The sequence below is a fragment of the Agrobacterium sp. MS2 genome (assembly GCF_003261015.1).
Lineage (GTDB): Bacteria > Pseudomonadota > Alphaproteobacteria > Rhizobiales > Rhizobiaceae > Agrobacterium > Agrobacterium pusense.
The window spans coordinates 1-25,107 of record NZ_QLNF01000104.1; the positions used below are offsets into that span (position 1 = coordinate 1).

The window sequence follows — 25,107 nt, forward strand, 5'->3', positions numbered from 1 at the left end:
TATTGCCGGTTGCCGTCGTCGTGACGAGCTTGGCGGTCGAGTCATAGTAGACCTTCGCGCCGATGCCGAAGTTGTTCGCGGCAACCTTGGGAAGCTCGAACACGCCTTCGGTGACGAAAACCAACTCCTGCCCTTCGGCGGCGTTGATGGACGCGATGCCGTGAAGGTCGCCGATAACGACGACATCACCGGACAGGATATTGGCAGGGGCCGGGACAGTCAGATTGACGCCCTGTTGAATGAAGTTTTTCATGGGTCACAGTCCTTTCGAGGTCTGGAAACGGATGGTTGATGAGGATTGGCCGTGAGTGGCAATCGCCCGTTCGAGCAAGGCAAGCGCGGACATGAGTTCGTTTTGGCTGCGAAACTCGATTTCCTCGCCGTTCTGATCTTTCAGACGACGGGTGCCGGAAAAGACGGCCCTTTCGAGCCGTCCCCTGTAAGCCTGTAGTTCGATCAGGCTCGCCATGATCATTCCCCAGGGTTCTTGTAAGCGCCGCGCCAATCGGACCAACCGCAACCGAAGTCGAGGAAGGCACGAAAGCGCATGCCGAGCGTGTCCCAAGCTTCCGTCCGCTGGATTTGGACTCCCTGCGCACTCGACAGGTAGGCCATCTGCAAGACCGGCATGCTTCGCTCTTACGATCTAACGGCCTGGAGTCCGCGCCCGCCCGCGACCGAAGCCCTCATCGAGTCCATTGCCTCGAACCTAACCGGCGTTTCGGCATGGATGCACGACTCTATCGAAACCGGACGTATTGCCGGGGCCGATGGATGGCACGATTGGCCCGACGAGCCGATTGATACAACGTCCCTCAGAGACGCATTCGATGCCTGGGCTTCCAAGCCTGCCAACAAATATCGCGGCATCAGCATCGACCAACGGATTTTCGGCAAACAGCTTACGCCTTTCCTTGGCGACAAGAGAAGGAGCGGACCTCGCGGCAATCGTTCGTGGAAATACGAACTGCTGAGCTTAGCAGACGCCCGCGATGCGTTGGAAAACATCCTCACGAAAGGCAACAAGCTATGACCGATGATGAAGTTTATCAGTGCATGGATTTGGATATCCCTGTCCAACACGCACCGCATCCGTATCCGCCGAACATCATCGGCTCGCAAGCCGTGTTCTATATCGAGCGCGATCTCGCGGGACCGGCGAACACGCAAGGTCATCATCTTTTCCGGTTCGCGCAAACCTATTGGTATCGTGACGGCATAGCGCTGCAAATTTGGGAATTGGCAGGACACTATTATTGCAGCCGCGTCGGACGACAGGAATCGCTTGTCTACTTTGGCGACGATCTAGCGCGGCCTCTTCACCACAAGCTGATCTTCACTCCGCAAAGTGCCGAAGATCACTTTGAAGACATGGTTAGCCGCAACATCGATCGTCACCTTTTCACCGACGAAATGCAATGGCATTCGTATTGCGCAATGCGAGCCGACGAACTTGTGAAGGTGCGAGATCGAAGAGGGCGTTTGTCATGAGGCAAAATCGTCCTGAGCAAATCCAATCGAGCGAATTCGTGCCGCGTCAATGTGCCGTGTCCAATGAGAGGAATGGCGTGTCCAGTCACTCGGCATATCATTGGACACGGATTATCGTGTTAATTCAACGCCGTACCATATGTGTCCAATGTGTCCAATGTAATCATAAGGTTATATGCGCACACGCCTGCACATACGCACACATGCGCAGCCGCACACGCGCGCGACCCTACCTAAAAAGCTCATTGGACACTGGACACATTGGACACGCCCGCGAACGGGTCCTTCCTGCCGGGGTGCGTCTGCGGGGGTCGCTGAGCGCATGCCGTAACTCCCAACAGAATTTTTGAAATGGGAATCTGAGAATGGACAACGCACGTCGAAAAGAAATCGAGGAATTGAGCGGCGGACACGATGAGCCAACTTTCATTCCGTCCGAAATGGCAGCATCGAAACTTTCGCTTCTCTTCGATGTCGATACTCGCACCATTAACAGCCTCGCGGACAAAGGCGTATTGAGCCGGAAGGCGAACGGGAAATTCGACACGACGGAGTCGATCCACCAATATCTCGCTTTCGCAAAACGCTCGCGTGGCAACGCCGATCTTGAGTCCGCGAAAGTCCGCGTTGCTGAGCAAACCGCCGCGAAACTCGAAATGCAAAACGAGATCAGCCAGGGCGAACTTGTCCGCGCCTCCGATGTTGAGGCGCGTTGGACTGCAATTTTCACCCGCGTCCGCGCTGGCGTCCTTGCCGTGCCATCCCGCGTTGCCGGTCGCGCTGGACATTTTACCGCTGCCGACCTCGATATCATCGACCGCGAAATTCGCGATGCTTTGCAGGAGCTTTCCAATGGGGATGCTTGAACGGATCGAACGCAACGCGCTTGCAGCCCTTCGCCCGCCGCCGCGCCTTCGCCTTTCCGAATGGATCGAAACCGAGTTCCGGCTTCCGGCTGGCGTGTCGGCACTCCCTGGGCCGGTGCGGCTTTGGCCGTTCCAGACGGCAATTGCGGAATCCATCGGCGGGCCGGGCGAGCGTGTCACGGTCGTCAAATCTGTCCGCGTCGGTTTCTCGACTTTGCTATCCGCCGCCATCGGCAGCTACATCGCGAATGAGCCGTCGCCGATCATGCTGCTGATGCCGACCGAGTCCGACTGCCGCGACGTGGTTGTTTCTGATCTCGAACCGATCTTTGAGGCGACACCCGCTCTGCGCGGCCTCCTATCCGCCGAAGCCGACGAGGCAGGCCGGAACACCCTACTTAGCCGTCGCTTTCCGGGCGGGTCGCTCAAGGTCGTGCCGAGCCGCGCACCTCGCAACCTTCGCCGACACAACATCCGCGTCCTGTTGATCGATGAAGCGGACGGGATGGAAAACACGGTCGAAGGCTCGCCCCTTGTCCTTGCCGAGCGCCGCACCCTGTCGTTCGCAAACCGCAAGATCGTTCTCGGCTCAACTCCCGTCTTCGAGGACGGCCACGTGCTGCGGTCTTACGGCCAATCAGACATGCGGATTTACGAGGTGCCTTGCCCCTGTTGCGGGACTTTCGGCGAAATCCAGTGGAAGGACATCGTTTGGCCCGAAGGCGAGCCGGAAAAGGCGGCGTGGCGCTGCCCTGCATGCTCTGAGGCGGTCGAAGAGCGTCAGAAGGTCGATATGGTCGCGAAAGGCGTCTGGCGGGCCACCGCGCCCGAAAGAACCGGGGTCCATCACGGTTACAAGCTCAATGCGCTGATCAGCCCCCATCATAACGCCCGTTGGAGCGCCCTTGCTCAAGAGTTTTTAGTTGCAAAGAATAACCCAGACACGCTTAGGGTGTTCGTCAATACGATACTCGCAGAAGGCTTCCGAGACGGGGGCGACGAACTGGATGAGGATGAGCTTCGCAGCCGCGCCGAGCCGTTCGGCTTGACTGACCTCCCTGCCGATATTCTCTTCGTCACGGCAGGCATCGACATGCAAGATCAATGGGCCGATTGGGTGTTGACCGGCCACAGCCGAACCGAGACGTTCGTCCTTGCCAACGGGCAGATACATGGCCGGTTCGACTCGGACGACCTATGGGCCGAAGTGGACGACCTCCTCAAGACGACGTGGCAGCATCCGGGTGGCGCTCATATCGGCATATCGGCGGCGCTCATCGATAGCGGCGACGGGGAGCATCAACCGCATGTCTATGCCTTCGCCCGTCCCCGGTTCGGTCGCAAGGTTGCAGCCTCGAAGGGCATGGCCGGTTTCAGCCGTCCGCCCCTGCAACGCTCGAACGTCAAAGGCCAGTCGGTTTTCATCGTCGGCAGCGATGCCATTAAAAATTCGATCTTCAATCGCCTGTCCGCTGGCAAGAGCATCCGCTTTTCTGGCGATCTCGAAGCACGGTTCTTTGAGGAGCTTGTGAGCGAGCGGCGCATTGTTCGCTATACCCGAGGCCAGCCGACGCGAGCGTTTGAGCGCATCCCCGGCAGGCGAGCCGAGTGCCTGGACGCTTTCACCTACAGCCTCGCGGCCCGCGTCCTGATCAACATTGATCTCGACAGGCGGGAAATTGAACTGTCCAGCGCCGCCGCACCGAAGCAGGAGAAGACCGTTTTCAAATCCGCGTTTTTAAACCGATAGAAACCGAAAACTTAGTTTTCCACTCGCCAAACCGCGTTGCAGTAACGTTGGAATTTTATATTGTGCGTTTCATCCTAAACCCTCTGTGGCATTCGATTGACAATGACCTTGCAATTGCTCGTTGACACCTCTGTTTGGCTAGACCTCACTAAAGACCATCGGCATCTTCCAATTCTCGACGCTCTGTTCGCAATGACGGAAGCCGACGAGGTTGAATTGATATTACCGCAGATGGTCGTCGATGAATTCGCGAGAAATCGCGATAGAGTGATGGCCGCAAGCAAAGCGAGCCTTTCCAGCCATTTCAAGCGCGTCCGAGAAGCTATCGTGCAGTTTGCACCGGAGGAAGGCCGCAACGCGACCTTGCAACAACTCAATGATGTTGATCATCGCATTGCAACGGGAGGTGAGGCCGTCAATGAAGCCGTGGACCTAATTGAGAAGCTATTTGCCACCACTAGCCCAATACAGGCCACTGACGGGATGAAAGCGAGGGCTGCGGACCGCGCAATAGGAAAAATTGCGCCGTTTCATCGACAGATAAACGGGATCGGGGACGCTATCATTATTGAAACCTACGTCGATGCATTGGCTCAACGGAAAGAAGGCCAAGTCTTCGCGTTTGTAACTCACAATATTCAGGATTTCAGCCAAAAAGGCGCGGACACGCGTTTACCGCATCCTGACTTGGCACACCTTTTCGATGACACCACTTCGCGATACTCAACCAATCTTGGCGCACTACTAAACGACGTTGCCAGCGACCTAATTGAGGAAGTGACTTTTGAACGAGAGTATAGCCAACAATCGAGACAGCTTTCGGAGTTGCTAGAGGCTGAGCACAAGCTATTTTTGCAGGTTTGGTATAACCGAAAGTGGAACATCATCGCCGCAGTGGAGGACGGCGAGGAGAAAGTGGTTACTGAGGAAGAATGGAATAACGCAAAGCCTGAAGACCGCCGAAAAATGTCTACTGAGAAGACATGGAAGGGCATGCTTGAGGCCATGAAACGTACCGAAGAAGAACTAGGTTCGGATGAAATCGGTCCTTGGGATGATTTCGAATGGGGTATGCTAAACGGTAAGCTGTCTGCGCTTCGCTGGGTCATGGGCGACGAATGGGATATGCTAGACACTTGAGTTGCGACACATTACGTAACACATTCTGGCAACGTCAAAAATATTTTATTGTTGTTTTTCAATAATTTGCAATGCATACCTACCCAAAATGGCGGATGTCGGGTGCGCCATTTTACGCAGAACGTATCACCCCGGATTGCCACTCTTCGTTTTTGACGGAAGCCTATGGAAAGCATGTATGGCGTTGCCGCATCCGGGAGGCGGCATGCTTTGACAAGTGCGCGTCGCTGCAGTCTGAGACGGATTCCCCGAAAACGCCGTTAGACTCCGTCCCGATCGATATTGCTGAAGCATTAAAGGCGATGGGCGAGGCGGCGGCGGATCAGTGGTGGTCTGAGATAAGCTATCCGTTCTTCGACAACCCAGAGGCAAAAAGCCGCCCGGTGGTCGAAGCACCGGGCGCTGGTTTCAGGCGAATGAAGTCGCAGGATCAAAACTCACGCCATTCATCTCTCGATCTGTCGACGGCGGCATTGCCCGCGAAGGCGGCAGCGAGCTTGTGGCCGAGCGCACGCACGGGTGATGCTACCGGTCTTTCGCCGCCGGCGGCGGTGCGCACCGGCGCGGGCTGGCTCTGCGGCTGATAGGCGCTGTCGCCGAGGCGGAATTGCGACAGCAACTGGTTGAGAGAGGCCACCTCCTTGGCCAGGCTGTGGCTTGCGGCATTGGTTTCTTCGACCATCGCCGCGTTTTTCTGGGTGTCCTGATCCATCTGGTTGACCGCGGTGTTGATCTGCTGCAGGCCCGAGGACTGCTCCTGCGCAGCCTCCACGATGGAAACCACGTGCCGGTTGATTTCCTGCACTTCGGATACGATCGTCACCAGCGCCTTGCCGGTGTCACCCACCAGCTGCACGCCCTGCTGCACCTGATCGTTCGAGGTGGTGATCAGCGCCTTGATCTCCTTGGCAGCATGGGCGGAGCGTTGCGCAAGCTCGCGCACCTCCTGGGCCACGACGGCGAAGCCCTTGCCGGCCTCACCGGCGCGGGCGGCCTCCACGCCGGCATTCAGGGCAAGCAGGTTTGTCTGGAAGGCGATCTCATCGATCACCCCGATGATATTGCTGATTTCATTGGCAGAATTGGCGATCTGCTCCATGGCGACCACGGCGCGGCGCACCACTTCGCCAGATTGTTCCGCGCCCGCCTTGGCGCGACTGACGATCAGGCCCGCCTCCTGCGCGCGTTTGGTGGAATCCTGCACGGTCGTGGTTATCTCCTCCAGGGCCGCGGCGGTTTCCTCCACGGCCGCCGCTTGCTGTTCGGTACGTCTCGCCAGATCGTCGGCGGCCGATTTGATTTCGTTTGCCCCCGCGCCAATGCCGTTAGCGTTCTGCGCAACACGGGTCAGGGCTGCCTGCAGCTTTTCCGCCGATGTGTTGAAATCGTTGCGCACGGTATCGAGCGTTGTCGTGAACGGCTCGCGGATGCGGTAAGAGACATCGCCGTCGGAGAGTTTCGAGAGACCGGCAGCGAGGTTGTCGACGGCGAATTTGACGTCGGCCGCTTCCTTCGCCTTCTGCTGCTCACGGTCGATCCGGTCCTGTTCCGACAGGCTGCGGTTCGCTTCGGTTTCCCGCTCGAGACGAATGCGCTCGATGGCATTTTCACGGAAAACCTGAACCGCCTGCGCCATCTGGCCGACTTCGTCTTTGCGTGCCATTCCGTCGATTTCCGCCGTCGTTTCACCGGCGGCCAGCGAGACCATGCGCTCGCGCAGGCGGGCAATCGGCGTGGTGATGCCGCGCGAAGCCACGAAAAGCGCCAGAATAATGCCGGTCGCGAAAGCAACGCCAACAGCCATCAGCGAGGTGAGGATGGTCGAATTGGTCTGATCGGTCAGGTCGTCGCTTCCCTTGACGACACCCTTGGCAAGCTTGTCAAGAAGGTTGGCGATGTCGGCGCCCGTAGCGCGCATGGCGACGTCAGCCTTCAGAAGCTCCGCAGCGGATTCCTGGTTGCGGTTGGTCGAACCGAATTCCACGGCCTTGTCCGTGATGGCGATAATGGCCTTGACGTCTCGCAACAGCCTGTCGAGCGTTGCTGTCTCTTCCGGAAAAATGGCTTTGACATCGTCCAGCCGCGTTACCACCTCTGCCCTGTCCCCCGCATATTCCTGCTTCACGATTTTAAAGTCGGGGCTATTGGCGTCATAAACCATGATCTGATACGCACCATAGGCCATGGACTGCAGGTTGCGGTTTGCCCGGGCAAGCTCCACCAGGGCGGCGTTGTCTTTGGCGATAAAATCGGAATAGGCCGTGTCCGCGTGCTTGTAGCGGTCGGACATGAAGCCGGTGGCGCCAAGACCGACGATGCAGATCGGCAGAATGAGGGAAAGAATTTTGGTGCGGATGCTGGCGTTCTGGAGAAAGGACACGGAAACCTCACGTCATGAAAAAACCGCTCCTTCCCCGTGCCACAGGAGGTGTTCGGCAAGGCTGGCATGGCACGTCGAGGACCCCGGTCATCAGGGCTTCGATAGCCGCATCATCGGCTGGGATTGCCTCTGCATCATGCATACGCCGAAGAAAGTCCGGGCCTGTCCCTGCAATACGCACAGGTCGTCTCCCCCCGTGGCATGGCGCCCCTGAAAGGCCAGGCGCCAGGCCGCATCTTGAGGAAAAGCTGAGCAGAGCCGATCTATGGGCTGCTCGCGATTCCTTTTATCGCAAAATAATTATGATCAAAAACTTTATAATTTCTTCACGCCGAAAAATTGCAGGTGCCGACAGGGATTCGCGGTGCAGCTGCTGCCCGCGATATCAAATGACGGAACCAGTATGGAGCAGTGATCTTGCATCATTACCCGACGCAGAGCGGCCGGCGGTGGCGGCGCATCTCGAACCGTCAACGGGAATGCAGGACCTGCGGTTGTGCGGCAGGCGGCCCGCCCGGCTTCGCTGCACTGCGCACGGGGCCGCCGGACTGGCCGGGTTCCCGCTCCGCCTCTTCCTCGACGAGGCTGGCATGGGCCTGCAGATGCAGGCCCATCATCGCGACGAGCAGGAAAAACCAGACGAAACCCGCGCTCAGAAGAAACAGGGTTTCCAGAAAGCCGTATAGCAGGACGTAAAGCCAGACGCCGACATAAAGCCGCGTCAACGGACTGTTGCGCGTGGCGCTGTCCATTTTGCCGAGATTATGGAGCGGCAGCAGATAAATCCATATCAGCACCAGAACCAGCCCCGGCACGCCACCTTCCAGCAGCAGGTCGAAATAGCCGCTATGGGAAGCCGGCGCGGTGGTCGCCCAGCTATTGTCCTCGGTGAAGCTCGACATCAGCGTATCGCTGCGCCAGAAGGCCTGGTAGCCATATCCCAGGATCGGGCTTTTGCGGATGTAATCGATGGCGACAGCCCAGATATCGGTTCGGCCCGTAAAGCTGGCGTCGATGCCCATTTTCGTCAGCATCTGTGAAAACACCGGGTCTACCGTGGTGCCCACGGTCACGGCCGCGCAGAACAAAAGAAGCAGGGTCACGACCATATAACGCGACCGGGGCCAGCGAACGATGAACCAGCCGGTTGCCACGATGATCGGCATCAGGCCAAGCACCGTCTTGCCACCTGTCTTGACCAGGAAGAAAACCGACAGCAGCAGCACCGAGAGGCCGCCGATGAAGGACCAGCGCCTGCAAAGATAAATCGACACGATGATCAGCACCGCCATGACCGATGCGGCCTCGTTCTTGTGCTGGAAGACCCCGCGCCAGTTGCCGGCCAGCAGCGGCTCCAGCGCATCGCTTGCCAGGTGAATGGACCGCGAAGGCAGGGCGACGACGCCGAAATAACACAGGAACAATATGATGAGGACGCAGGTGGCGAGCAGCGTGGTGAAATGCCGCTCGGTGCGCGGCAGCTGCAGGAACCCGCCGGCGAGCACGCAGATGATGGCGCACATGACAAGCCGACGTAGCGAAAACGATGGTGCTTCACCGAGAAGCGAGGTCAAGGCAAACCAGCCGAAAATTGCCGCTGTCAGCAGGCGCGGCGCAAGGATGATGGAGAACGAGCGCTCCCTGGCCATGAATGCCACAAAACTGCAGAGCAGGATGACTGCGGTGAGCTGGTTGAGCAGGTTGGACCCGGCCGCCATGGCGGACCCCAGATAGGTGGAGGAGAGCGAGATATAGGGCGAAAAACCGACTGTGAAGTACAGGAACGTCACATAAAACAATGTGTCCCGCCAGTAGCCACGCCCCTGTCCGTCATGCGGTGCATCCATAAGGGGTTTTTCTCTTCCTCTTTCCACCGCCTCGGCATCCCGTCCGACGCTTTATCCGGTTACCCGAATATCCTCCCAAAATCCTATTTTTTAGTTATATATAATGCACGGAAGAATAGTAATTCCGTCATTTCCGGCCGCGCTTCCGGAACGAGGTCAAAGGGTTAGAAACGGAGAAGGACTGCCGGGAAAGAAGCTGCGCCCTGAAGAACGGCTCTCAGGCATTAACTTAGCATCGAAAATTTAATGCGCTGATTTCCTTAATATTTACCACGAAATTCCTGGCCGGAAAGCCCGCCTCTACTTGCACGACAAGAGAACCGTCTTCGCATGCCGGAGGTATACTCACGCAGCCAGCAGATACTCTATTTAGCGTATATTAACAACTCAAGATATATCTTTGGGTTGATTTCGTAAATGCGCATAGGCTGGAGACCCAGGGTGGACGTTCCGAGGCACACCAGGACGGACGATAGCGATAACGGTCAGTTGACGCGATGCCCGGCGCCGCACAGCTCAACCGGCGTCCGCCCCATGCGCGGGGACGACGTGCCGGCTGTCGAGCGGGTGCTGAACAGCGCATTCAGGAAGACAGGGCCCACGACGAGCTTCGATTTCCGCTCCTATGTAGAGACGTTGTTCTTCAGCAGCCCCGTTTTTGATCCGGATTACGGCAGCGTGGTTTACGATGCGGGAGAGAATGGCGTGACAAGCGTCATTCTGGCCGTGCCCATGCGGTTTGTCGCCAATGGAAGAACCGTTACGGCGCGCCTGCTCTGTGCTTTCGCGTCGGATGGAAAACTCGGCGCACTCGGGGCCGCGCGCCTGTCCCGCGGCATGCGGGCATCGAAACACGACATGCTGTTTTCGGATACAGCCTCGCCTGTCAGCGCCGACCATTGGGTTGCGACCGGCGGCAACATGCTGCCCATCGAAAGCCTGCAATGGCACAAGGCGCTGAAGCCCTTCTCAACCATCGCACTGCGCATGCCGCGCCGTTCGAAACTGGCCAAGACAACGCTTGCCCTGACGGCGCTCGGCTTCGTGGACGGCGTCCTGCGCAAATGGAAAAAAGGCCTCAGGCCGCAACACGCTCCGGGCGCCAGGGTAAAAGAAGTGGATTTCGAAACCTTCCGCCGCGCAGCGCTGCCGATGATCGAGCGTTTTTCCGTCCGCCCGGAATGGTCCCATGACGAATTTCACTGGCTGATCGGCATGAGCAGGACGAATGAGAGCCTGGGTGAACTGAAAAGCCTGACGATCGAGACGGCCGAAGGTCATGTCATGGGAGCCGCCCTGTTTTTCGGCCAGCCGGCGCGAACCGCCTATGTGCTCAATCTCGTCTGTGATGCCGGCCGAGAAAACGATGTCCTCAACACACTGTTCCACCATTTTGACAATGAGAATTACGCCCATGTCACTGGCATGGCGCAGCCCTTTCTGATCAACGCGCTTTACCGCCAGAACCACATGAGCTTCCGCCATGACGGATATTTCTGCATGGCCACCCGGGACGATCTGCTGAGGGAAAGGGCGCTGGCCGGGGATATCTATATAGGCGGACTATGCTCGGAGAGCTGGAGCAAACTCATCACCGATTATTGAGGCCCCGCGCGGACCGACACCAGCCGGGCCGCCGCCTCAAGCCTTGGTAAAACGACCCACATTGGCCGATATCAGATGGCGCAGGGCCTTCGCGTAACGTTTGGAGCGTGTCTTGGCCGCCAGCGCGCTGGTCCAGTCCACCATCGATCCGTTGATATCGAAATCGCCGAGCTGACCTTCGGGTATATCGCCCTTTTCGATCCGCTCGACGATGGAAGCGAGCGCCGAATAAAATTCCGGCGAACGATAAGGCGGGTGCAGTGAATACATGCCTTTACCCGTACCGAGAAAATCCAGCCTGTAGACGCCGCTGCGCATCATGTTGGTGCTCAACACCTCCTCAGCAGGCATCGAGATGGGCTGCTGATTATAGGCATAGGAGCGGATGCGCCGTTTGACATCGGGCCTGAGCAGTTCCAGCGAACCGATCCGCTTGGCGAAGCGTTCCATGTCGATCATGAAAAGACGTGTGGAAACGGTGGCGAAGCGCCAGGTGGGAATACGCGACGGCAACTTGCGTGGCTCAGGAATGTTCTTCACGCCGGGCATGCCGACATGGCGGGAAATATCGAGATCGCCCCGCACTGTCGGCGGCCCGGAAAACGGCGTGATGCACAGCGCATCCGGATTGGCTTTCTGGAGCGCGATCGCCTCGGAAAACCAGCTCTGGCTGCCGCCGCCAAACATCATGTCGCTGTCCATGTGCAGCACGTAACGGGCGTTGGCCCGTTTAAGACCGTGGAAATAGACGTGGAAAGGACCGCCGTCGAAAGCCTTGGCGGGATAGGGAACCGCCGACCGGGAAAAGAAGGTCTCGGATACCGCCTTGCGCGCCTCATCGCTGTAATCGACGATATCGACGACGAGATGCGGATAGTTGATCTGCATTTCCTCCAGCATGTCGAAAAGTCGTTTGCGCGACGCTTCGAAGCCTTTGCCCTTGTAGCGACCCGCCCCCACCTGGCCGGTATCGACAGTCAGCAGAATGCGGTCCACCTGTCCGCCCCAGACCCGTAGCTGATGCGGCAACGTCAATGCGGCATGCGGAGCGTCGAAGGGATGCAGATTGACCTGCAGCGCTTTCTGGACGGGAGGAAGCGGCATTTCAGCATTCATAGTCACGCACCACGGTTCCGGAATTCATTGATGATGGCCATCATGGGTTTTTCGTTGAAGCTCCAGTCGAGCGGCAACGGCCGGTTCGCCGTGCCGTCACGACGCGGATAGGCCCAGCGGATCCAGGTATACTGGTCCGAAATACCCCATGTGGTGATCGAGGAAAGCGGGCCGCCGGCCGAGGCCGCCTCAAGAAAATCCCGGACCTGACCGTTGATCAGCAAATCGCGTTCCGCTTCCGGACCGGGCAGCGTCTGGTCCATCACATCAAGCTCCGTCACCAGAACGGCAAGGCCGTAACCGCGCATTTCCGTCACGAAGGCGGCAAGCTCGTCCTTGGCGATCGGCCAGCCGCCGCGCAGGTGCCCCTGCAGACCGATGGCGTTGATGGGCGCCCCTTTTTCCAGAAGCTCGAGAATGAGATTGCGGAACGCCTCGCGCTTGGCCGGCGATTTTTCGACCGCGAATTCCACGTCATATTCATTGAGAACTAGCTGCGCTTTCGGATCGACCTGATGGGCGATATCGAAGGCCTTCTTGATGGCGTCCGGCCCGGCGCCGTAATACCAGGCGTCACGCCGGGCGTGCACATTGCCGGGAACATCCGGGATCGGTTCGTTCACCACGTCCCAGCTATGGACCACATCCCCGTAACGCTCCATCACCTTGACGATATGGGTTTCCATCAGCTTCTCGACCTTGCCGCTGCCACCGATGCCGGCAATCCAGGGGGCATTTGAGGCGTACCAGATCAGCGGATGGCCATGCATGGAAAGCTTGTGCTGGCGCGCGAAGTTGGCGAGTGCATCGGCGGGCGCAAAATCGAACACCGCTTCCGATGGCCGCATGACCTCCCATTTCATTTCAGTCACGGGGGTGATGCGCGAGCAATATTTCACGATCGCCTCGCCGATGCGGCTATCGGCGGTGAGGTCAGGCAGATAAATGGCCGCGCCGTAAGGGGCGGTTTTGGTCGAGGTTTTTTTCTGCGCGGCAGAGGCCGTGCCGGTCACGGCGTGCAAAAGGCCCGCGCTTGCCGCACCGCCCAGAAAATTCCGCCGCCCGATCCGCATTCATCCGCCTCCACAACCCCGGCGCATCGAGGGAAAACCGGGATCGATTTTCGCCAGCAACGATGCGCAGCCCAAAATGTCGGAGCGTTTCCGCACATCCGGATGGACCCGGCACGCTCCATTCTCAAAACATAACATTCTGATCATGCCAAAAGGGTATTAAAGATTTGCAAGGTTAACCGCCGCTATACCACGTCATAATTGGCCAGCGCCGCTTAATCCGGTAGTAACTTCGCCGTGCGAATTCTTGGCCCATGCCTCACGGAGTTTAAAGCTTGATATCCGTTTCGATTGTCATCCCCGTTCGCAATGGCGAGCGTTACATCGTGGAAGCGATCGAAAGCGCATTGCTTCAGGGCAAAACCGTCTGCGAGGTGCTGGTGGTCGATGACGGTTCCACTGATAGCACGGCGCAAAAGGTGCAGGGTTTTTCCGATCCGCGCGTTAAACTGCTTGCCCGGCCGCAGGGACGGCAGGGCGTTTCCGCGGTTCGCAATTTCGGTCTTTCGCAGGCACGTGGCGAGTGGACGATGTTTCTCGATGCCGATGACCGCCTGAAGCCTGGCGCCGTCGCGGCGCTTTGCGCCGGCGTCACCGGCCCGGATGTCGTTGCCGTTTATGGCGATTACGAGCGTATCGATGAAAACGGTGCAAAGATCGGCCGTCGCAACCTCATCCGTCGCCGCGAAAAGCCTGACGGGTTCATCCTTCGGCCGCTGCTCGGCGGAAACTTCATCGTCAATGGCGGCATCATGCTGGTCAGAACCCGAATCTTCCAGGATTTCGGCGGCTTCGACGAGACCCTGCGGTATGCGGAAGACTGGTACGGCTGGTGCAGGCTGGCCGCCGCGGGCCGCTTTGTTTATCTTCCCGGCCGCCACGTCCTCGATTATCGGGTTCACCGGACGAGCGTTATGATGAACCGGCTCTTGACCTTCCGCGATTGCGAACCGGCAATCGAAGCCGTGTTTTCCGATCCCGCCATCGTCGCAGCCATACCCCCGCAGGAGCTCGGACGGCTTCGCCGCAAATCCGAAAACCACATGAACGCCTATACCGTTGCCCAGGCGTTTCGTGCCCGCCGTTACCGGGAAGCCTTTTCGGCACTGGCCGACACCGTCATTCATCGCCCGCGCCAGAGCCTCCGGGCCGTCGTTTTGTCCGCCGCAGCACTTGCCGGAATTTAGGAGTTTCCATGTCCGAGATCATGCCGGAAGCGGTGGTGTGCATCCCCAGTTTCCGCCGGCCGGAAGGCCTGAAGAAGACACTTGCATCGCTTGCAGCACAGAAGGCCGATTTTCCCTTCGCGGTCGTCGTGGTCGATAATGATGGTGCAGGCCAGCAGGGTCTCGCTGTTGCGCGCGCCTTTTTTGCCGAAAACGACATGGCCGGGCTGGCCCTGGTAGAACCGACACAGGGCAATTGTTACGCCATCAATACGGCGTTCCGCACCGCCCGGCAGAGCTATCCTTCCGCGCAATGGTTTCTGATGATCGATGACGACGAGGCCGCCTCCCCCGTCTGGCTTGGGCAAATGGTCTCGGCGGCGAAATCCTTCGACGCCGATATCGTCGGCGGACCCGTCAATCGCGAATTCGACGCCCCGGCTTCCAGGGCGGTTCTTTCGCATCCGCTGTTCGGTTCCATAGAAGCACCGACCGGCCCGGTCGACCAGATCCACGGCTCGGGCAATTGCCTGATTTCACGGCGAGTGTTCGAAACCTTGCCGAAGCCGGAATTCGACGTGCGGTTCAACTTCCTCGGCGGCGGCGACATGGATTTCTTCACACGCTGCCGCAAGGCCGATTTCAAATTCGCCTGGAATGCGAACGCCCTCATCATCGAATACGTGCCGGAAAGCCGCATGGCACCGCGCTGGATCATGGAGCGCTCGCTCCGGACCGGCATCATCAATTACAGCATCGATCGCGCCCGCCGCCCCGGCCTGAAGGGCGGACTGCTGCTCGCCGCCAAAAATGCCGTCAGCCTGTGCCTGTCGCTCTTCCGCGCCGTTTCAGCATTGCTGAAAACCGGTTCGCTGCTGCCCGCCACCCATCCCCCCCTCATGTCCGTGGGCCGGGTGATGGCGAGCCTCGGCATCACGCTCACGCCCTATAAGGCACCGGCGAAGAAAAGCTGACGCCCGATCTTACCGTCACGTTTAACCCAGTGTCTTTTGCCTGCCGAACGACATCGGGTTCGCGCGCCGTTTCTGCAAACCGAAAGACGAAAAGGCCGTCGCAAGTACGAGAAGCGGCACGAGCACCGGCCAGAAAAAACAAAGGACAATGCCGGTTACCCGATAAAAATCCCAGTTCTTGTCGCGGCGGGCGCCTTCAATATAGGTCATGGCGAGAGAGGTAACGGTGCCAATTCCATATATGAAAAGAGAAATGGACGTAATCACCATTGGTGGCCTCGAAATATCTCTGATTCGAATAAATTTGTAATATTTGTGCAGTGTAGCGCAGCCGTTCGCAGTTGCAACGGGTTTCGGCGCCGCAGCGCGCTGATTCAATAAGTTAGAAAAACCTTACATTTATCGGGCAAGACGGCGCAATGATCTAGCGCTTCTGCCCCGAAGCGCCAAAGCGATACTTCAGCAGCGAATATATGGCGATCGGATTGGTCAGCAGGTAACGTTTTCCAAGACGCTTCGGCTCAAGCATCGCCCGGTAGAGCCATTCCAGCCCCATATCCTGCATCCACTGCGGCGCCCGGCTGTTCTTGCCGGCAATGAAATCAAAAAGGCCGCCGCAGGTCTTGATCACGGCGACGCCGGAAAGCCTGTCCAGATTGCGCGAAACGAAGCGCTGCTCGAGCGGGATGCCGAAGCCGACCCAAAGAATATCGGTCTTCGAGGCGACAATATCGGCAATGATTTCGTCCCCGCGATCCGGACTGAAATAACCATTATGGCGTCCCGAAAAGACGAGGCGCGGATAAAGCCTCTGCATTTCCTCGACCGCCGCACGGTTCACCTCTTCGGAACCGCCAAGGAAATAAAACCGGCTGCCCGTCTCTTCGGCGCGCTTGGCCACCGCATGGACGAGATCCGTCGTTGCAACCCGTTCTCTCAACGCCCGGGCACAGAACTTGCGGGAGAAGATCACCAGCGACATGCCGTCGGCGTGAATCTGGTCCGCCTGCCGCAGCATGGCGTCGAATTCGCGGTCGTGGTGGCAGAGCGCGATGACCTGACCGTTTGCGGATGTCGAATAAAACGGACTTGTACCCGGCGCACGCTCCGTCGTTGCACGCAGGATGAAATCCCGCGCGGTTTCATCGATGGTTGCGTCAGTAATGGGTAGGGACGCAAGAGAAATGACCGGCCAGGAATGACCAGTCTCCTCCGTCTGCGGCATCTCTCTCCCTGTCATAATCTGTCCGGCGTCCAAGATAGGCATCGTTTCATTGTTATGGGCACGCATATGCATAAAATAGAAGGCTTCAAACACTACGAAGAACTATCATTAATATTATTATAAATCCTCCGCTTGAGGCGGGGAAATTGCACGCCCGCTGGTTGAATGACCTTCCCCTCGCCTATTCCCGTTTGGCGTCCGATGGTTTAGTGGACGGAAACATCAATGACAAAGGTCCCGGCCATGGAAACCATTTCAATCGACAACCGCGGCGATTTCGGCCTCTGGGCAATAGAGCGGGCGAAGGAAATCGTTGCCAACGAGGCGTCCGATCTCGCCGTTTCCGTCCGTGATGGCGACGAGGCAGGCATTCGCGATGCCGGCAATGCGCTGGGTGCGGCCATCGCCGCCGCTCTCCTTGAAGTTTATGATGGCCTGATCTCGGAAGAATAAGTCGGCGCGGGGTCCCAGGTTTAACGCGCCGCGGCTTCCGCATGATCGTCCCGGCGCAGATAACCCCACAGCCCGAGTGCGATCGCAATGGCGAGGCCGAGAAACAGGCCACCCGCGCCGCCAGCGACGAGGAAGACCAGCTTGCCCGGCGGCCAGCTTCTGGAGTTCGGCGCAACCGGCTGCGAAATAACGCGGACATTGGTGGAATCGATCGATTGCTGTTCGGCGAGCTGGCGTGACCGGGTAAGATAGGTCTCATAGATCGCCGCTGCCGAGCGGGCGTCGCGCTCAAGATCCCTCAGCCGGACCTGCGCTTCGTTATCGGTGAAGACATTGGCACGCTCCGCCACGGCTTTCAGTCGCAGCGCATCGAGCGAGGAGCGCGCTTCGGCGACATTTGTCTTGGCTGCCTGCAGAATGCGCCGCGCCTCGTCGGCCATGCCGCGTTCCAGCATGGCCCGTTCCGCACCTGCAGTCGCCAGCCGCGGATGACGCGCGCCGTAAGTCAGCGTCATGGCTCCGATCTGCTGCTGCAGGGTGCTGTATTGCGCCCGGATCGTGTTCATGGTCTGGCTATCGAAAATCGCATCGCTTTGCGTGCGGTTCTGCGCGATTGCCGCCTCCATCTGCTTCAGCCGGGATTCCTCCTGGATGACGCGCTGCTGGGCCGCGAGAACCTGTGCATTGAGCTCACCGGAGGCCAGGTTGCTGACAAGCTGGCCATTATTCTCCTGAAGGCCGTTTTCGCGACGGAAATCGGCCACCCGCTTTTCAGCCGCAGTAACATTCTCGCGCATTTCCTCAAGCCGCTTCCTGAGATCGTCGACGACACGCTGGCTGCTGTCGGAGGTCGTCTGGAACAGCTCGGTTTCAAACGCCTTCACGATGGCCTTTGAGACCGTCACGGATTTGTCGGCATCATTGGTCCAGACCGAAAGCGTCACCACGAAGGAGCGTGGGTCGCGTTCCGCTGCGACCCGGTCGCCGAGGGAGCGGAGTGCACCGAGCCGGTTGTCGCCGTCTTCCGGCCTGGATGAAAACATCGCCTTCAGCCGGGCGAGCGGCGGCGGGCTGATGAATTCCGGATCCTGATCGAGCTTCAGTTCCTCCACCACCCGCGCCAGCACGTTGCGCGACGTGATCGTGCGCAGCTTGCTTTCGACTTCGAGAATCTGCGTGTCACGCTGCTGGTTCGGCGAGAACACGCCGTCGTTGACAACGTTGAGATTGGAGGGATTGACGACGATATCCGTATAGGCCGTGTAGCGTGGCGGCGTCATATACGCATAGCTGAGCGCAGCCGCGACGCAGAGAATGATCGCCAGAACGATCCAGACGATGCCCCTGCGAAGCCAGATGAGGACGTCGTCAACGCCGATCCTGTCGATATGGCTGAGGCCCGGCAATGCTGCGGCCAGACTTCCGCTGGGCGACGACGCCTTCACCGGTCTCGCGGCCGGAGCGGGCTCGACGGCAGCCGCCGCCGGTTTCGGCTCGAGATGCTCTTTTAGCACCGTGCGCTCGAAAACCTCGTCGTCATCCACCAGATCATCCAGCAGGGAACCATGAGTTTTCGCGGCCGGCGCCGTTTTTTCATCGAGCGGACGTACCTGCTTATGTCCCGCCTTTTGAAGCCTGTACATCAGCCAATCCAACTCGAACGAACCAAAAAAAGCCGGCAACCGATGATGCTCATCGTCGCCATAGCCGCTATCGACGGACAAGTTTAAATATGACGGGTGAATTTTAGGTTACCCGCATCATTGCCGTCATCATCGCCTATTCGCGGCCTCCAGGGAAGGGGAGGATTGACGTGAATGGATCGATACGGTTCTTTCAAGCGTTACATTTTTGAACTATCCATTTGGCCCTCAAGGATTTTACGGAAGCGGAGTTGAGAATGAGCCTGAAATTTGGAACGAGCGGCCTTCGTGGCCTCTCCGTCGATCTGAAAGGAAAAGCGTCGGCCGTTTATGCCACGGCATTTGCGAGGCACCTTCTCACATCGGGCCAGGCAAAGGCGGGCGACCCCATTCTCGTTGGCCGCGATTTCCGCGATTCGAGCCCCGATGTGTCCGCCACCTGCATCGCGGCGTTGAAAAAGGCAGGCCTCACGCCGTTCGATTGCGGCACGGTGCCCACCCCGGCTCTGGCGCTTTATGCTCTGTCGCTGAAGGCGGGCGCGCTGATGATCACGGGCTCCCACATACCGGCCGACCGCAACGGCATCAAGTTCTACCGCCCGGATGGCGAAATCGACAAGCAGGACGAGACGGCCATCGCAGCCCTCGCCGCCGAAATCGAAGCGGAAGGCACCAGCGACGAATCGGCGACTGCCGAAGACCATTCCGCCATCGCAGCCGAACTATTCTACGAACGCAACATCGCGCTGTTGCCGGAAATGGCTCTCTCAGGCCTCAAGATCGGTGTTTACCAGCATAGCACGGTGGCGCGCGATCTCTTTGTCGACGTTCTCGCCCATTACGGCGCCGAAGTCGTTCCGCTCGGCCGCTCGGAGACCTTCATCCCCGTCGATACGGAGGCGGTCTCGCTGGAGACGCTTTCGCTTCTCAGAAAATGGGCTCCTGAGCACAGTCTCGACGCCATTGTTTCCGCCGATGGCGACGGTGACCGCCCCCTTCTGGCCGATGAAAGGGGCGTACCGCTGCGCGGCGACCTCATTGGCCTCATCACCGCCAATTTCCTTGGCGCAGGCGTCGTTGTCACCCCTGTAACGTCCAATTCCGGCATCGAGGCCAATGGTTCCTTTGAGGTCGTTCGTACGAAGGTTGGCTCGCCTTTCGTCATTGCCGGCATGGCAGACGCCCTTTCATCCGGCAAGAACGGCGTGATGGGCTTCGAGGCGAATGGCGGCCTGCTGACGGCCTCTTCCTTCACGCTTAACGGCAGGCCCCTCTCGCCGCTGCCTACGCGTGACAGCTTCCTGCCCGTTCTCGCCGTGCTGCTTCTTTCGTCGGAACAGAAAAAACCGCTGTCGCAAATCGCCGCAGCCTATAACCTTCCGGTCGCCGCCGCCGACCGCCTGGAAAATTTCGCGCAGGAAAAGAGCGCCGCGCTGATGGCTCATCTGCGCGCCTCGCGCACCAATCTCGAAGCCTTCCTCGCGCCGGTTGGCACGGTGAAAGGCCTGAGCGACATCGACGGCCTGCGCGTGTCATTGACCGACGGCAGCACCATCCACTTCCGCCCGTCAGGCAACGCGCCGGAAATGCGCTGCTACGTCGAAGCTGCCAATCAGGATGAGGCCGAGACGCTTTTGAGCAAGGGGCTCGACCTTATCCGAAATTTTGGATGAGAGTGGATGCCGCATACGCGATGGTGTAGACTGCTTGTATGAAGAAAGCGGACGCCATCAGCAAACTCAAGCAACACGCCCAAGCGGTGGAAAGCATGGGCGCAACCTCGCTTTATCTTTTTGGCTCGACGGCCCGTGATGAAGCCATTGCCTCGAGCGACCTGGATATTTTCATTGACTATGATCCGGGTCGCCGTTTCTCATTGCTCGATCTCGTCGGTATCAAGCAGTTTCTGGAAGAGGAATTGGCGGTGGAAGTGGACGTGACGACACGCAATAGCCTGCACCCGCTGCTCCGCAATGACATCGAACAATCCGCGGTGCGGATATTTTGATGGCCGCACGTAAGGTCGAGCCTGTTCTTGCCGAAATTCTGGAAGCCATAAACGGCATTGAAAACCATACTGCAGGTCTGTCACTTGCTGATTTCAAGCAAAATTGGCTTCTCAAACTTGCTGTGCAGCGCGCTCTGGAAATAGTTTCCGAGGCATCCCGCCACCTACCCGAAGACTTGCTGGAGCTGGCGCCGGATGTCCCGTGGAAGCAGGTTCGCGGTATCGGTAATATTTTGCGTCATGAATACCACAAAATCGCTGACGACATCGTTTGGGCGGTTGTCACCGACTATGTGGCACCGCTTAAAACTGCTGTTGAGACTATCCGACGATCCATCGAAAGTAAAAACTGAGTACTTTTCGGTGTGATGTCCGAAATGTCGCACCCTGCCCGTGCCTGTTGCTCTTCCGGCTCCGCGGAGCGATAAGAGCCGGAGGGCCACAAGAGGCGGATTATGACCGGCGAAACCATTACCCTTTATGAAGCGATCGGTGGCGATGCGACCGTCAGGGCGCTCACCCGGCGCTTCTATCAACTGATGGATACCCTGCCGGAAGCAGCCCGCTGCCGCGCCATCCATCCGGCCGATCTTTCCGGCAGCGAAGCGAAGTTCTACGATTACCTGACCGGATATCTTGGCGGACCGCCGGTCTACGTCGAGAAGCACGGCCACCCGATGCTGCGCCGCCGCCATTTCGTCGCCCCGATCGGCCCTGCCGAGCGGGATGAATGGCTGCTCTGCTTCCGCCGCGCCATGGAGGAGACGATCGAAAACCCGAAGCTGCGCGAGATCATATGGCCCCCGATCGAGAGGCTCGCCTTTCACATGCAGAACCGGGAGGCGGACAGCCAATGACCACGCAGAACGCGACCATAGCGACGGTGCCCGGGGCCAGATTACGGGCCTTCATTCTGTTGCTGGGCAGCCTGCTGGGTGCTGCCGGCGTCATGCTTGCCGCCGCTGCCACCCATACCGGCGAAACCTATATGCTCGGTAATGCTTCCGCCATGGCGCTGGCGCATGCGCCGGTTCTTATCGCGCTCCATATCGGTGCGGATCGCATCAGGACCGCCATTCCGGCGGGCTTGATCCTCGGTCTCGGCACGGCGATCTTCGCCGGCGATCTCGTTATCAGGCATTTTTCCGGCCATAGCCTGTTTCCATACGCTGCGCCGCTGGGCGGCATCGGCATGATCGCGGGTTGGCTGGTGTTGTGCGCGGGAGCGTTTCTGAAGCCGAAAGGCTGATTGTTTTTAGGGCATCTGCATCGTGACCCGGAGTGCGAGCGGAGCTTTCCTTACACCTGGCGCCATCTTGCCCTCTCGGCAAGGATTTAACGCTAACCACGCGTCCAGCGAAACGGCAGAATGTTGCGGCCTTTTTCAGCCGCCACACCTGTTTGAAAGGCCGTCGTTTCACCCGGCTGGCGGGCGCGCTGATGGGGAAAGGTCACCACACTGCCGCCGCTTCCGGCAACGCGGCTGCCTCTTTCGCGTTCGCCGATGATGTCATAAAATTCCGTCGTGGCCGGATCGCTCGCCTGTTCGGCCATCTTGTGCAGTTCCACACCACACGGTCTGTCCGCCGTGCGGTGCTCGTCGGGAAAATTATTGCGCTCGTCGCTCATCGCTGGGGCTCCGTTCATTCATCGTCTGAAGCGCCCGCTCCAGACTGGATTTGCTGCCATTGCGCAGCGGAATGAACGTCTTGCCGAATTTCTTGCAACCCGACTTCACCCGCAGACACGCATCGTGGCTGATACAGTCGATCGGGCAGAAAACGCAGTCGACGGAAGGAAGCACGGTATCGATGCGCGACACCGCCTCACGCAGGCCGCCGTCGTGGTGGATCAGTTCGGCGCCGAAATTGCTGGCGATCTGGCGAAGATGGGCAACCTGACAGTCACGGCCGCCGACATAAAGAAAGCTTTTCGGACCGGAAAGCTGCTGTTCGGCCACGTCCCGCTCGGTCTGGGGAGCGCCTTTGCCCTGCTTGCCGCCACGTTCGGCCTTCTTCTTTTCCTTGCGTGCCATTCCCTCACCTGCCGGTTGGTTTTTGATACCCCGATATCGGGCCCCGACGTTCGGGATGCCGGCAACATAATAAAGATGAGTTTTGGAGTAAAGTATAAAGGTGATAAATTTCCTCATGTTTTTATGCGGAGGGCTTATCACATAATCGCGAGAAGCAGGCCGATCAGCCGTTTATCCGCAACCCGCCCATGAAAAGCTGTTCCAGATGGCGGGCCGCGTCTTCGAAACGTCCCTCGCCGCCATTCTTGTCGCCCAGAACCGCCCGCACCTGTACATCGAAATCGGCATAGTGCTGGGTGGTCGACCAGATCGAGAAAATGAGGTGGTAAGGGTCACATTTGGCCATCCGCCCGGCCTTCACCCAAGCGCGGATCACCTCGGCCTTCTCATCCACCAGCTGTTTCAACGGGCCCTTCAGTTCATCCTCGATATGCGGGGCGCCCTGCAGGATCTCATTCGCAAACAACCGGCTTTCGCGCGGAAAATCACGCGACATTTCCAGCTTGCGGCGAATATAGGAGCGGATCTCGCTTTCAGGATTACCCTCGGCATTGAAAGCGCGCAGCGGGTCGAGCCACGTGTCCAGCACCCGCTCGATCAGGGCCCGATGCATCGCCTCCTTGGTGCGGAAGTAATAAAGCACATTCGGCTTGGACATGCCGGCCGCTTCCGCAATCTGGTCTATGGTGGAGCCGCGGAACCCATTCGTGGAAAAGACACTGAGTGCAGCTTCAAGAATCGCTTCCTGCTTTTCCTCCTGAATGCGGGTCCGCTTCTGTGTTTTCGCTGCGCGCGGTATGGCCATTCTCAGCTCTCTGTTTCTTTTCAATGCAATTGCCGCTACAGTATGCTTAAAAAATAATCGACGTTCATAGCTTAGGCAAAATTACTGCGTTTCGTCACAAATTCCCTTGCTGACGCCATCGCGAATTTGCAATGTTTACCAGCCGGTCAATTTATCCATCATCGCCGCCACAAGGCAATGGCTGTTATCTTAACCGGCAAAAAAGGGAACGGCACAAGCTTTGCTTTGATAAAAACAAAACAGGTGAGGACGACACTTCATGACGGCGGGTAAGAACTTGACGGTCAATGGCGACCGTCTGTGGGATAGTCTGATGGATATGGCGAAGATTGGCCCCGGCATTGCCGGCGGCAATAATCGCCGCACGTTGACGGATGAGGATGCGGAAGGCCGCAGCCTTTTCCAGCGCTGGTGCGAAGCGGCAGGCCTGACGATGGGCGTCGACCGCATGGGCACCATGTTCGCCACCCGCGCCGGCGAGGACCCGGACGCGCTCCCCGTTCATATCGGCAGCCATCTCGATACCCAGCCGACCGGCGGCAAATATGACGGCGTGCTTGGCGTGCTGGCCGGTCTGGAAGTCGTGCGCAGCCTTAACGATCTAAACATCAAAACCAGACACCCGATCGTCGTTACCAACTGGTCGAACGAGGAAGGCGCCCGCTTTGCGCCTGCCATGCTGGCCTCAGGCGTCTTCGCCGGCATTCACGATCTCGATTACGCCTATAGCCGCACGGATACCGACGGCAAGACTTATGGCGAGGAGCTGAAACGCATCGGCTGGCTGGGTGAGGAAGAGGTCGGCGCGCGCAAGATGCATGCCTATTTCGAATATCACATCGAACAGGGCCCGATCCTGGAGGCCGAAAACAAGCAGATCGGCGTCGTCACCCATTGCCAGGGCCTGTGGTGGCTGGAAGTGACGCTGACCGGCAAGGAAGCCCATACCGGCTCCACCCCGATGGCGATGCGCGTTAATGCCGGCCTTGCCGCGGCGCGAATCCTCGAAAAGGTGCAGGAAGTGGCGATGGCTCACCAGCCGGGAGCCGTCGCCGGTGTCGGCCAGATGATCTTCACGCCCAATTCCCGCAATGTGCTGCCCGGCAAGGTGGTCTTCACCATCGACCTCAGAACCCCCTCGCAGGCAAAGCTCGACAGCATGCGCGCCATCTTCGAACGCGAGGTGCCCGCCATCGCCGAAGAACTCGGCGTCGGCTGCTCGATCGAAGCCATCGGCCATTTCGACCCCGTCACCTTCGATCCCGTGCTGGTCGGCCGGGTGCGCTCCGCCGCCGAACGACTGGGCTACAGTCACATGGACATCATCTCCGGCGCCGGCCACGATGCCTGCTGGACGGCCAGAGTTGCCCCCTCAACCATGATCTTCTGCCCCTGCGTGGACGGGCTTTCCCACAACGAGGCGGAGGAAATTTCACCCGAATGGGCAAAGGCCGGCTGCGACGTGCTGTTGCATGCGGTGCTGGAGACTGCGGAGATCGTGGAATGACCGTGCCCACGATGGCAGGCCCC

Annotated in this window: 27 protein-coding genes and 1 pseudogene; 15 read left to right on the top strand and 13 right to left on the bottom strand. The window is 58.6% G+C overall.

The window, feature by feature from the left end:
• The 3 genes from DOU54_RS26800 to DOU54_RS28585 form a co-directional block, all read right to left on the bottom strand.
• On the bottom strand, nt 1–253 hold a 253-nt coding region (locus tag DOU54_RS26800; RefSeq protein WP_113732182.1), incomplete at its 3' end, for a DUF2190 family protein.
• Between the two features lie 3 nt (nt 254–256).
• Entirely contained in the window at nt 257–469 is a 213-nt protein-coding gene (locus tag DOU54_RS26805) for a phage head-tail joining protein (RefSeq protein WP_146617415.1), read from the bottom strand.
• Nucleotides 470–471: 2 nt separating this feature from the next.
• A complete protein-coding gene (locus tag DOU54_RS28585) occupies nt 472–630 on the bottom strand; it encodes a phage major capsid protein (RefSeq protein ID WP_502695994.1) in 159 nt (52 codons plus the stop codon).
• Here DOU54_RS28585 and DOU54_RS26810 point away from each other — a divergent pair.
• The 5 genes from DOU54_RS26810 (at nt 629) to DOU54_RS26830 (ending at nt 5,247) form a co-directional block, all read left to right on the top strand.
• Nucleotides 629–1,033, top strand: a complete 405-nt coding sequence (locus DOU54_RS26810; RefSeq protein WP_113732184.1) for a hypothetical protein — start codon at nt 629–631, stop codon at nt 1,031–1,033. The two genes, DOU54_RS28585 and DOU54_RS26810, sit on opposite strands and share 2 nt — an antisense overlap.
• Nucleotides 1,030–1,491 (top strand): hypothetical protein, encoded by a 462-nt coding sequence (locus DOU54_RS26815; protein ID WP_113732185.1) that lies wholly within the window; start codon nt 1,030–1,032, stop codon nt 1,489–1,491. Before DOU54_RS26810 ends, DOU54_RS26815 begins: the two co-directional genes overlap by 4 nt.
• 365 nt (nt 1,492–1,856) lie before the next feature.
• Complete coding sequence (locus DOU54_RS27680) at nt 1,857–2,357, top strand: hypothetical protein (RefSeq protein ID WP_113732186.1); 501 nt, start codon at nt 1,857–1,859, stop codon at nt 2,355–2,357.
• A complete protein-coding gene (locus DOU54_RS26825) occupies nt 2,350–4,107 on the top strand; it encodes a phage terminase large subunit family protein (protein ID WP_210206223.1) in 1,758 nt (585 codons plus the stop codon). Before DOU54_RS27680 ends, DOU54_RS26825 begins: the two co-directional genes overlap by 8 nt.
• A gap of 102 nt (nt 4,108–4,209) precedes the next feature.
• On the top strand, nt 4,210–5,247 hold the full coding sequence (locus DOU54_RS26830) for a PIN domain-containing protein (RefSeq protein WP_113732188.1): 1,038 nt from the start codon (nt 4,210–4,212) through the stop codon (nt 5,245–5,247).
• Nucleotides 5,248–5,677: 430 nt separating this feature from the next.
• Here DOU54_RS26830 and DOU54_RS26835 read toward each other — a convergent pair whose 3' ends face one another.
• Both DOU54_RS26835 and uppW read right to left on the bottom strand, forming a co-directional pair.
• Complete coding sequence (locus DOU54_RS26835) at nt 5,678–7,627, bottom strand: methyl-accepting chemotaxis protein (RefSeq protein WP_113381273.1); 1,950 nt, start codon at nt 7,625–7,627, stop codon at nt 5,678–5,680.
• Nucleotides 7,628–8,097: 470 nt separating this feature from the next.
• Nucleotides 8,098–9,474 carry a Wzy-type polysaccharide biosynthesis protein UppW gene (gene uppW, locus DOU54_RS26840; RefSeq protein WP_113381274.1) on the bottom strand — a complete coding sequence of 459 codons (1,377 nt, stop codon included), beginning with the start codon at nt 9,472–9,474 and terminating at the stop codon, nt 8,098–8,100.
• 534 nt (nt 9,475–10,008) lie between these two features.
• Between uppW and DOU54_RS26845 the strand changes: the two genes are divergently transcribed.
• Nucleotides 10,009–11,079 (top strand): GNAT family N-acetyltransferase, encoded by a 1,071-nt coding sequence (locus tag DOU54_RS26845; protein WP_162749602.1) that lies wholly within the window; start codon nt 10,009–10,011, stop codon nt 11,077–11,079.
• Nucleotides 11,080–11,115: 36 nt separating this feature from the next.
• Here the strand turns inward: DOU54_RS26845 and uppG are convergent, their stop codons facing one another.
• Entirely contained in the window at nt 11,116–12,195 is a 1,080-nt protein-coding gene (uppG, locus tag DOU54_RS26850; protein WP_048902740.1) for a polysaccharide biosynthesis glycosyltransferase UppG, read from the bottom strand.
• 2 nt (nt 12,196–12,197) lie between these two features.
• Nucleotides 12,198–13,268, bottom strand: coding sequence for a polysaccharide biosynthesis UDP-hexose transferase UppI (gene uppI, locus DOU54_RS26855; RefSeq protein WP_113381276.1), 1,071 nt, complete (start codon nt 13,266–13,268; stop codon nt 12,198–12,200).
• A 275-nt stretch (nt 13,269–13,543) separates the two neighbouring features.
• On the opposite strand from uppI, the gene uppH reads away from it, so the two are divergent.
• Nucleotides 13,544–14,455, top strand: a complete 912-nt coding sequence (gene uppH / locus DOU54_RS26860) for a polysaccharide biosynthesis endo-1,4-beta-xylanase UppH (RefSeq protein ID WP_113381277.1) — start codon at nt 13,544–13,546, stop codon at nt 14,453–14,455.
• Between the two features lie 8 nt (nt 14,456–14,463).
• Entirely contained in the window at nt 14,464–15,408 is a 945-nt protein-coding gene (uppJ, locus tag DOU54_RS26865; protein WP_113381278.1) for a polysaccharide biosynthesis UDP-hexose transferase UppJ, read from the top strand.
• 21 nt (nt 15,409–15,429) lie between these two features.
• On the opposite strand, the gene DOU54_RS26870 is transcribed toward uppJ, so the two are convergent.
• Complete coding sequence (locus DOU54_RS26870; RefSeq protein WP_162749603.1) at nt 15,430–15,678, bottom strand: hypothetical protein; 249 nt, start codon at nt 15,676–15,678, stop codon at nt 15,430–15,432.
• Between the two features lie 154 nt (nt 15,679–15,832).
• Nucleotides 15,833–16,633: a polysaccharide biosynthesis UDP-hexose transferase UppL gene (gene uppL, locus DOU54_RS26875; RefSeq protein ID WP_113381308.1), complete on the bottom strand. Its 801-nt coding sequence runs from the start codon at nt 16,631–16,633 to the stop codon at nt 15,833–15,835.
• A 243-nt stretch (nt 16,634–16,876) separates the two neighbouring features.
• Here uppL and DOU54_RS26880 point away from each other — a divergent pair, with 243 nt between their 5' ends.
• Nucleotides 16,877–17,086, top strand: coding sequence for a hypothetical protein (locus DOU54_RS26880; protein ID WP_003491679.1), 210 nt, complete (start codon nt 16,877–16,879; stop codon nt 17,084–17,086).
• A gap of 20 nt (nt 17,087–17,106) precedes the next feature.
• On the opposite strand, the gene uppM is transcribed toward DOU54_RS26880, so the two are convergent.
• Nucleotides 17,107–18,729 (bottom strand): polysaccharide biosynthesis protein UppM, encoded by a 1,623-nt coding sequence (uppM, locus tag DOU54_RS26885; protein WP_045532332.1) that lies wholly within the window; start codon nt 18,727–18,729, stop codon nt 17,107–17,109.
• Between the two features lie 257 nt (nt 18,730–18,986).
• Between uppM and uppO the strand changes: the two genes are divergently transcribed.
• The 5 genes from uppO to DOU54_RS26915 all read left to right on the top strand — a co-directional run bounded on the left by uppO (nt 18,987) and on the right by DOU54_RS26915 (nt 21,986).
• Nucleotides 18,987–20,402, top strand: coding sequence for a polysaccharide biosynthesis phosphomannomutase UppO (uppO, locus tag DOU54_RS26895; protein WP_113381280.1), 1,416 nt, complete (start codon nt 18,987–18,989; stop codon nt 20,400–20,402).
• Nucleotides 20,403–20,440: 38 nt separating this feature from the next.
• On the top strand, nt 20,441–20,737 hold the full coding sequence (locus DOU54_RS26900; RefSeq protein WP_006699572.1) for a nucleotidyltransferase family protein: 297 nt from the start codon (nt 20,441–20,443) through the stop codon (nt 20,735–20,737).
• Entirely contained in the window at nt 20,737–21,090 is a 354-nt protein-coding gene (locus DOU54_RS26905; RefSeq protein ID WP_113381281.1) for a HepT-like ribonuclease domain-containing protein, read from the top strand. The genes DOU54_RS26900 and DOU54_RS26905 overlap by 1 nt, the downstream gene beginning before the upstream one ends.
• 102 nt (nt 21,091–21,192) lie before the next feature.
• Nucleotides 21,193–21,594, top strand: a complete 402-nt coding sequence (locus tag DOU54_RS26910; protein ID WP_037091753.1) for a group II truncated hemoglobin — start codon at nt 21,193–21,195, stop codon at nt 21,592–21,594.
• A complete protein-coding gene (locus tag DOU54_RS26915; RefSeq protein ID WP_004443245.1) occupies nt 21,591–21,986 on the top strand; it encodes a DUF423 domain-containing protein in 396 nt (131 codons plus the stop codon). Before DOU54_RS26910 ends, DOU54_RS26915 begins: the two co-directional genes overlap by 4 nt.
• A gap of 92 nt (nt 21,987–22,078) precedes the next feature.
• On the opposite strand, the gene DOU54_RS26920 is transcribed toward DOU54_RS26915, so the two are convergent.
• The 3 genes and pseudogenes from DOU54_RS26920 to rutR form a co-directional block, all read right to left on the bottom strand.
• Complete coding sequence (locus DOU54_RS26920; protein WP_113381282.1) at nt 22,079–22,366, bottom strand: hypothetical protein; 288 nt, start codon at nt 22,364–22,366, stop codon at nt 22,079–22,081.
• Nucleotides 22,347–22,670, bottom strand: a pseudogene (locus DOU54_RS26925) (DUF2325 domain-containing protein); the annotation flags it as partial. The gene DOU54_RS26920 and the pseudogene DOU54_RS26925, both read right to left, overlap by 20 nt.
• Before the next feature lie 265 nt (nt 22,671–22,935).
• Entirely contained in the window at nt 22,936–23,577 is a 642-nt protein-coding gene (gene rutR, locus DOU54_RS26930; protein WP_112556903.1) for an HTH-type transcriptional regulator RutR, read from the bottom strand.
• Nucleotides 23,578–23,836: 259 nt separating this feature from the next.
• On the opposite strand from rutR, the gene DOU54_RS26935 reads away from it, so the two are divergent.
• A complete protein-coding gene (locus DOU54_RS26935) occupies nt 23,837–25,084 on the top strand; it encodes a Zn-dependent hydrolase (RefSeq protein WP_113732189.1) in 1,248 nt (415 codons plus the stop codon).
• Nucleotides 25,085–25,107 lie beyond the last annotated feature (23 nt).

What these genes read in the sequence shown, in the direction of transcription:
- uppI (WP_113381276.1), bottom strand. Translation starts at nt 13,268, where the DNA reads ATGCGGATCGGGCGGCGGAATTTTCTGGGCGGTGCGGCAAGCGCGGGC.
- DOU54_RS26900 (WP_006699572.1), top strand. Translation starts at nt 20,441, where the DNA reads ATGAAGAAAGCGGACGCCATCAGCAAACTCAAGCAACACGCCCAAGCG.
- DOU54_RS26810 (WP_113732184.1), top strand. Translation starts at nt 629, where the DNA reads ATGCTTCGCTCTTACGATCTAACGGCCTGGAGTCCGCGCCCGCCCGCG.
- DOU54_RS26935 (WP_113732189.1), top strand. Translation starts at nt 23,837, where the DNA reads ATGACGGCGGGTAAGAACTTGACGGTCAATGGCGACCGTCTGTGGGAT.
- DOU54_RS26805 (WP_146617415.1), bottom strand. Translation starts at nt 469, where the DNA reads ATGGCGAGCCTGATCGAACTACAGGCTTACAGGGGACGGCTCGAAAGG.
- DOU54_RS28585 (WP_502695994.1), bottom strand. Translation starts at nt 630, where the DNA reads ATGCCGGTCTTGCAGATGGCCTACCTGTCGAGTGCGCAGGGAGTCCAA.
- DOU54_RS26870 (WP_162749603.1), bottom strand. Translation starts at nt 15,678, where the DNA reads ATGGTGATTACGTCCATTTCTCTTTTCATATATGGAATTGGCACCGTT.
- DOU54_RS26905 (WP_113381281.1), top strand. Translation starts at nt 20,737, where the DNA reads ATGGCCGCACGTAAGGTCGAGCCTGTTCTTGCCGAAATTCTGGAAGCC.
- DOU54_RS26880 (WP_003491679.1), top strand. Translation starts at nt 16,877, where the DNA reads ATGGAAACCATTTCAATCGACAACCGCGGCGATTTCGGCCTCTGGGCA.
- DOU54_RS26825 (WP_210206223.1), top strand. Translation starts at nt 2,350, where the DNA reads ATGCTTGAACGGATCGAACGCAACGCGCTTGCAGCCCTTCGCCCGCCG.
- rutR (WP_112556903.1), bottom strand. Translation starts at nt 23,577, where the DNA reads ATGGCCATACCGCGCGCAGCGAAAACACAGAAGCGGACCCGCATTCAG.
- DOU54_RS26815 (WP_113732185.1), top strand. Translation starts at nt 1,030, where the DNA reads ATGACCGATGATGAAGTTTATCAGTGCATGGATTTGGATATCCCTGTC.
- uppM (WP_045532332.1), bottom strand. Translation starts at nt 18,729, where the DNA reads ATGTACAGGCTTCAAAAGGCGGGACATAAGCAGGTACGTCCGCTCGAT.
- uppG (WP_048902740.1), bottom strand. Translation starts at nt 12,195, where the DNA reads ATGAATGCTGAAATGCCGCTTCCTCCCGTCCAGAAAGCGCTGCAGGTC.
- uppJ (WP_113381278.1), top strand. Translation starts at nt 14,464, where the DNA reads ATGTCCGAGATCATGCCGGAAGCGGTGGTGTGCATCCCCAGTTTCCGC.
- DOU54_RS26845 (WP_162749602.1), top strand. Translation starts at nt 10,009, where the DNA reads ATGCGCGGGGACGACGTGCCGGCTGTCGAGCGGGTGCTGAACAGCGCA.
- DOU54_RS26915 (WP_004443245.1), top strand. Translation starts at nt 21,591, where the DNA reads ATGACCACGCAGAACGCGACCATAGCGACGGTGCCCGGGGCCAGATTA.
- DOU54_RS26920 (WP_113381282.1), bottom strand. Translation starts at nt 22,366, where the DNA reads ATGAGCGACGAGCGCAATAATTTTCCCGACGAGCACCGCACGGCGGAC.
- uppW (WP_113381274.1), bottom strand. Translation starts at nt 9,474, where the DNA reads ATGGATGCACCGCATGACGGACAGGGGCGTGGCTACTGGCGGGACACA.
- DOU54_RS26830 (WP_113732188.1), top strand. Translation starts at nt 4,210, where the DNA reads ATGACCTTGCAATTGCTCGTTGACACCTCTGTTTGGCTAGACCTCACT.
- uppO (WP_113381280.1), top strand. Translation starts at nt 18,987, where the DNA reads ATGAGCCTGAAATTTGGAACGAGCGGCCTTCGTGGCCTCTCCGTCGAT.
- DOU54_RS27680 (WP_113732186.1), top strand. Translation starts at nt 1,857, where the DNA reads ATGGACAACGCACGTCGAAAAGAAATCGAGGAATTGAGCGGCGGACAC.
- DOU54_RS26910 (WP_037091753.1), top strand. Translation starts at nt 21,193, where the DNA reads ATGACCGGCGAAACCATTACCCTTTATGAAGCGATCGGTGGCGATGCG.
- uppL (WP_113381308.1), bottom strand. Translation starts at nt 16,633, where the DNA reads ATGCCGCAGACGGAGGAGACTGGTCATTCCTGGCCGGTCATTTCTCTT.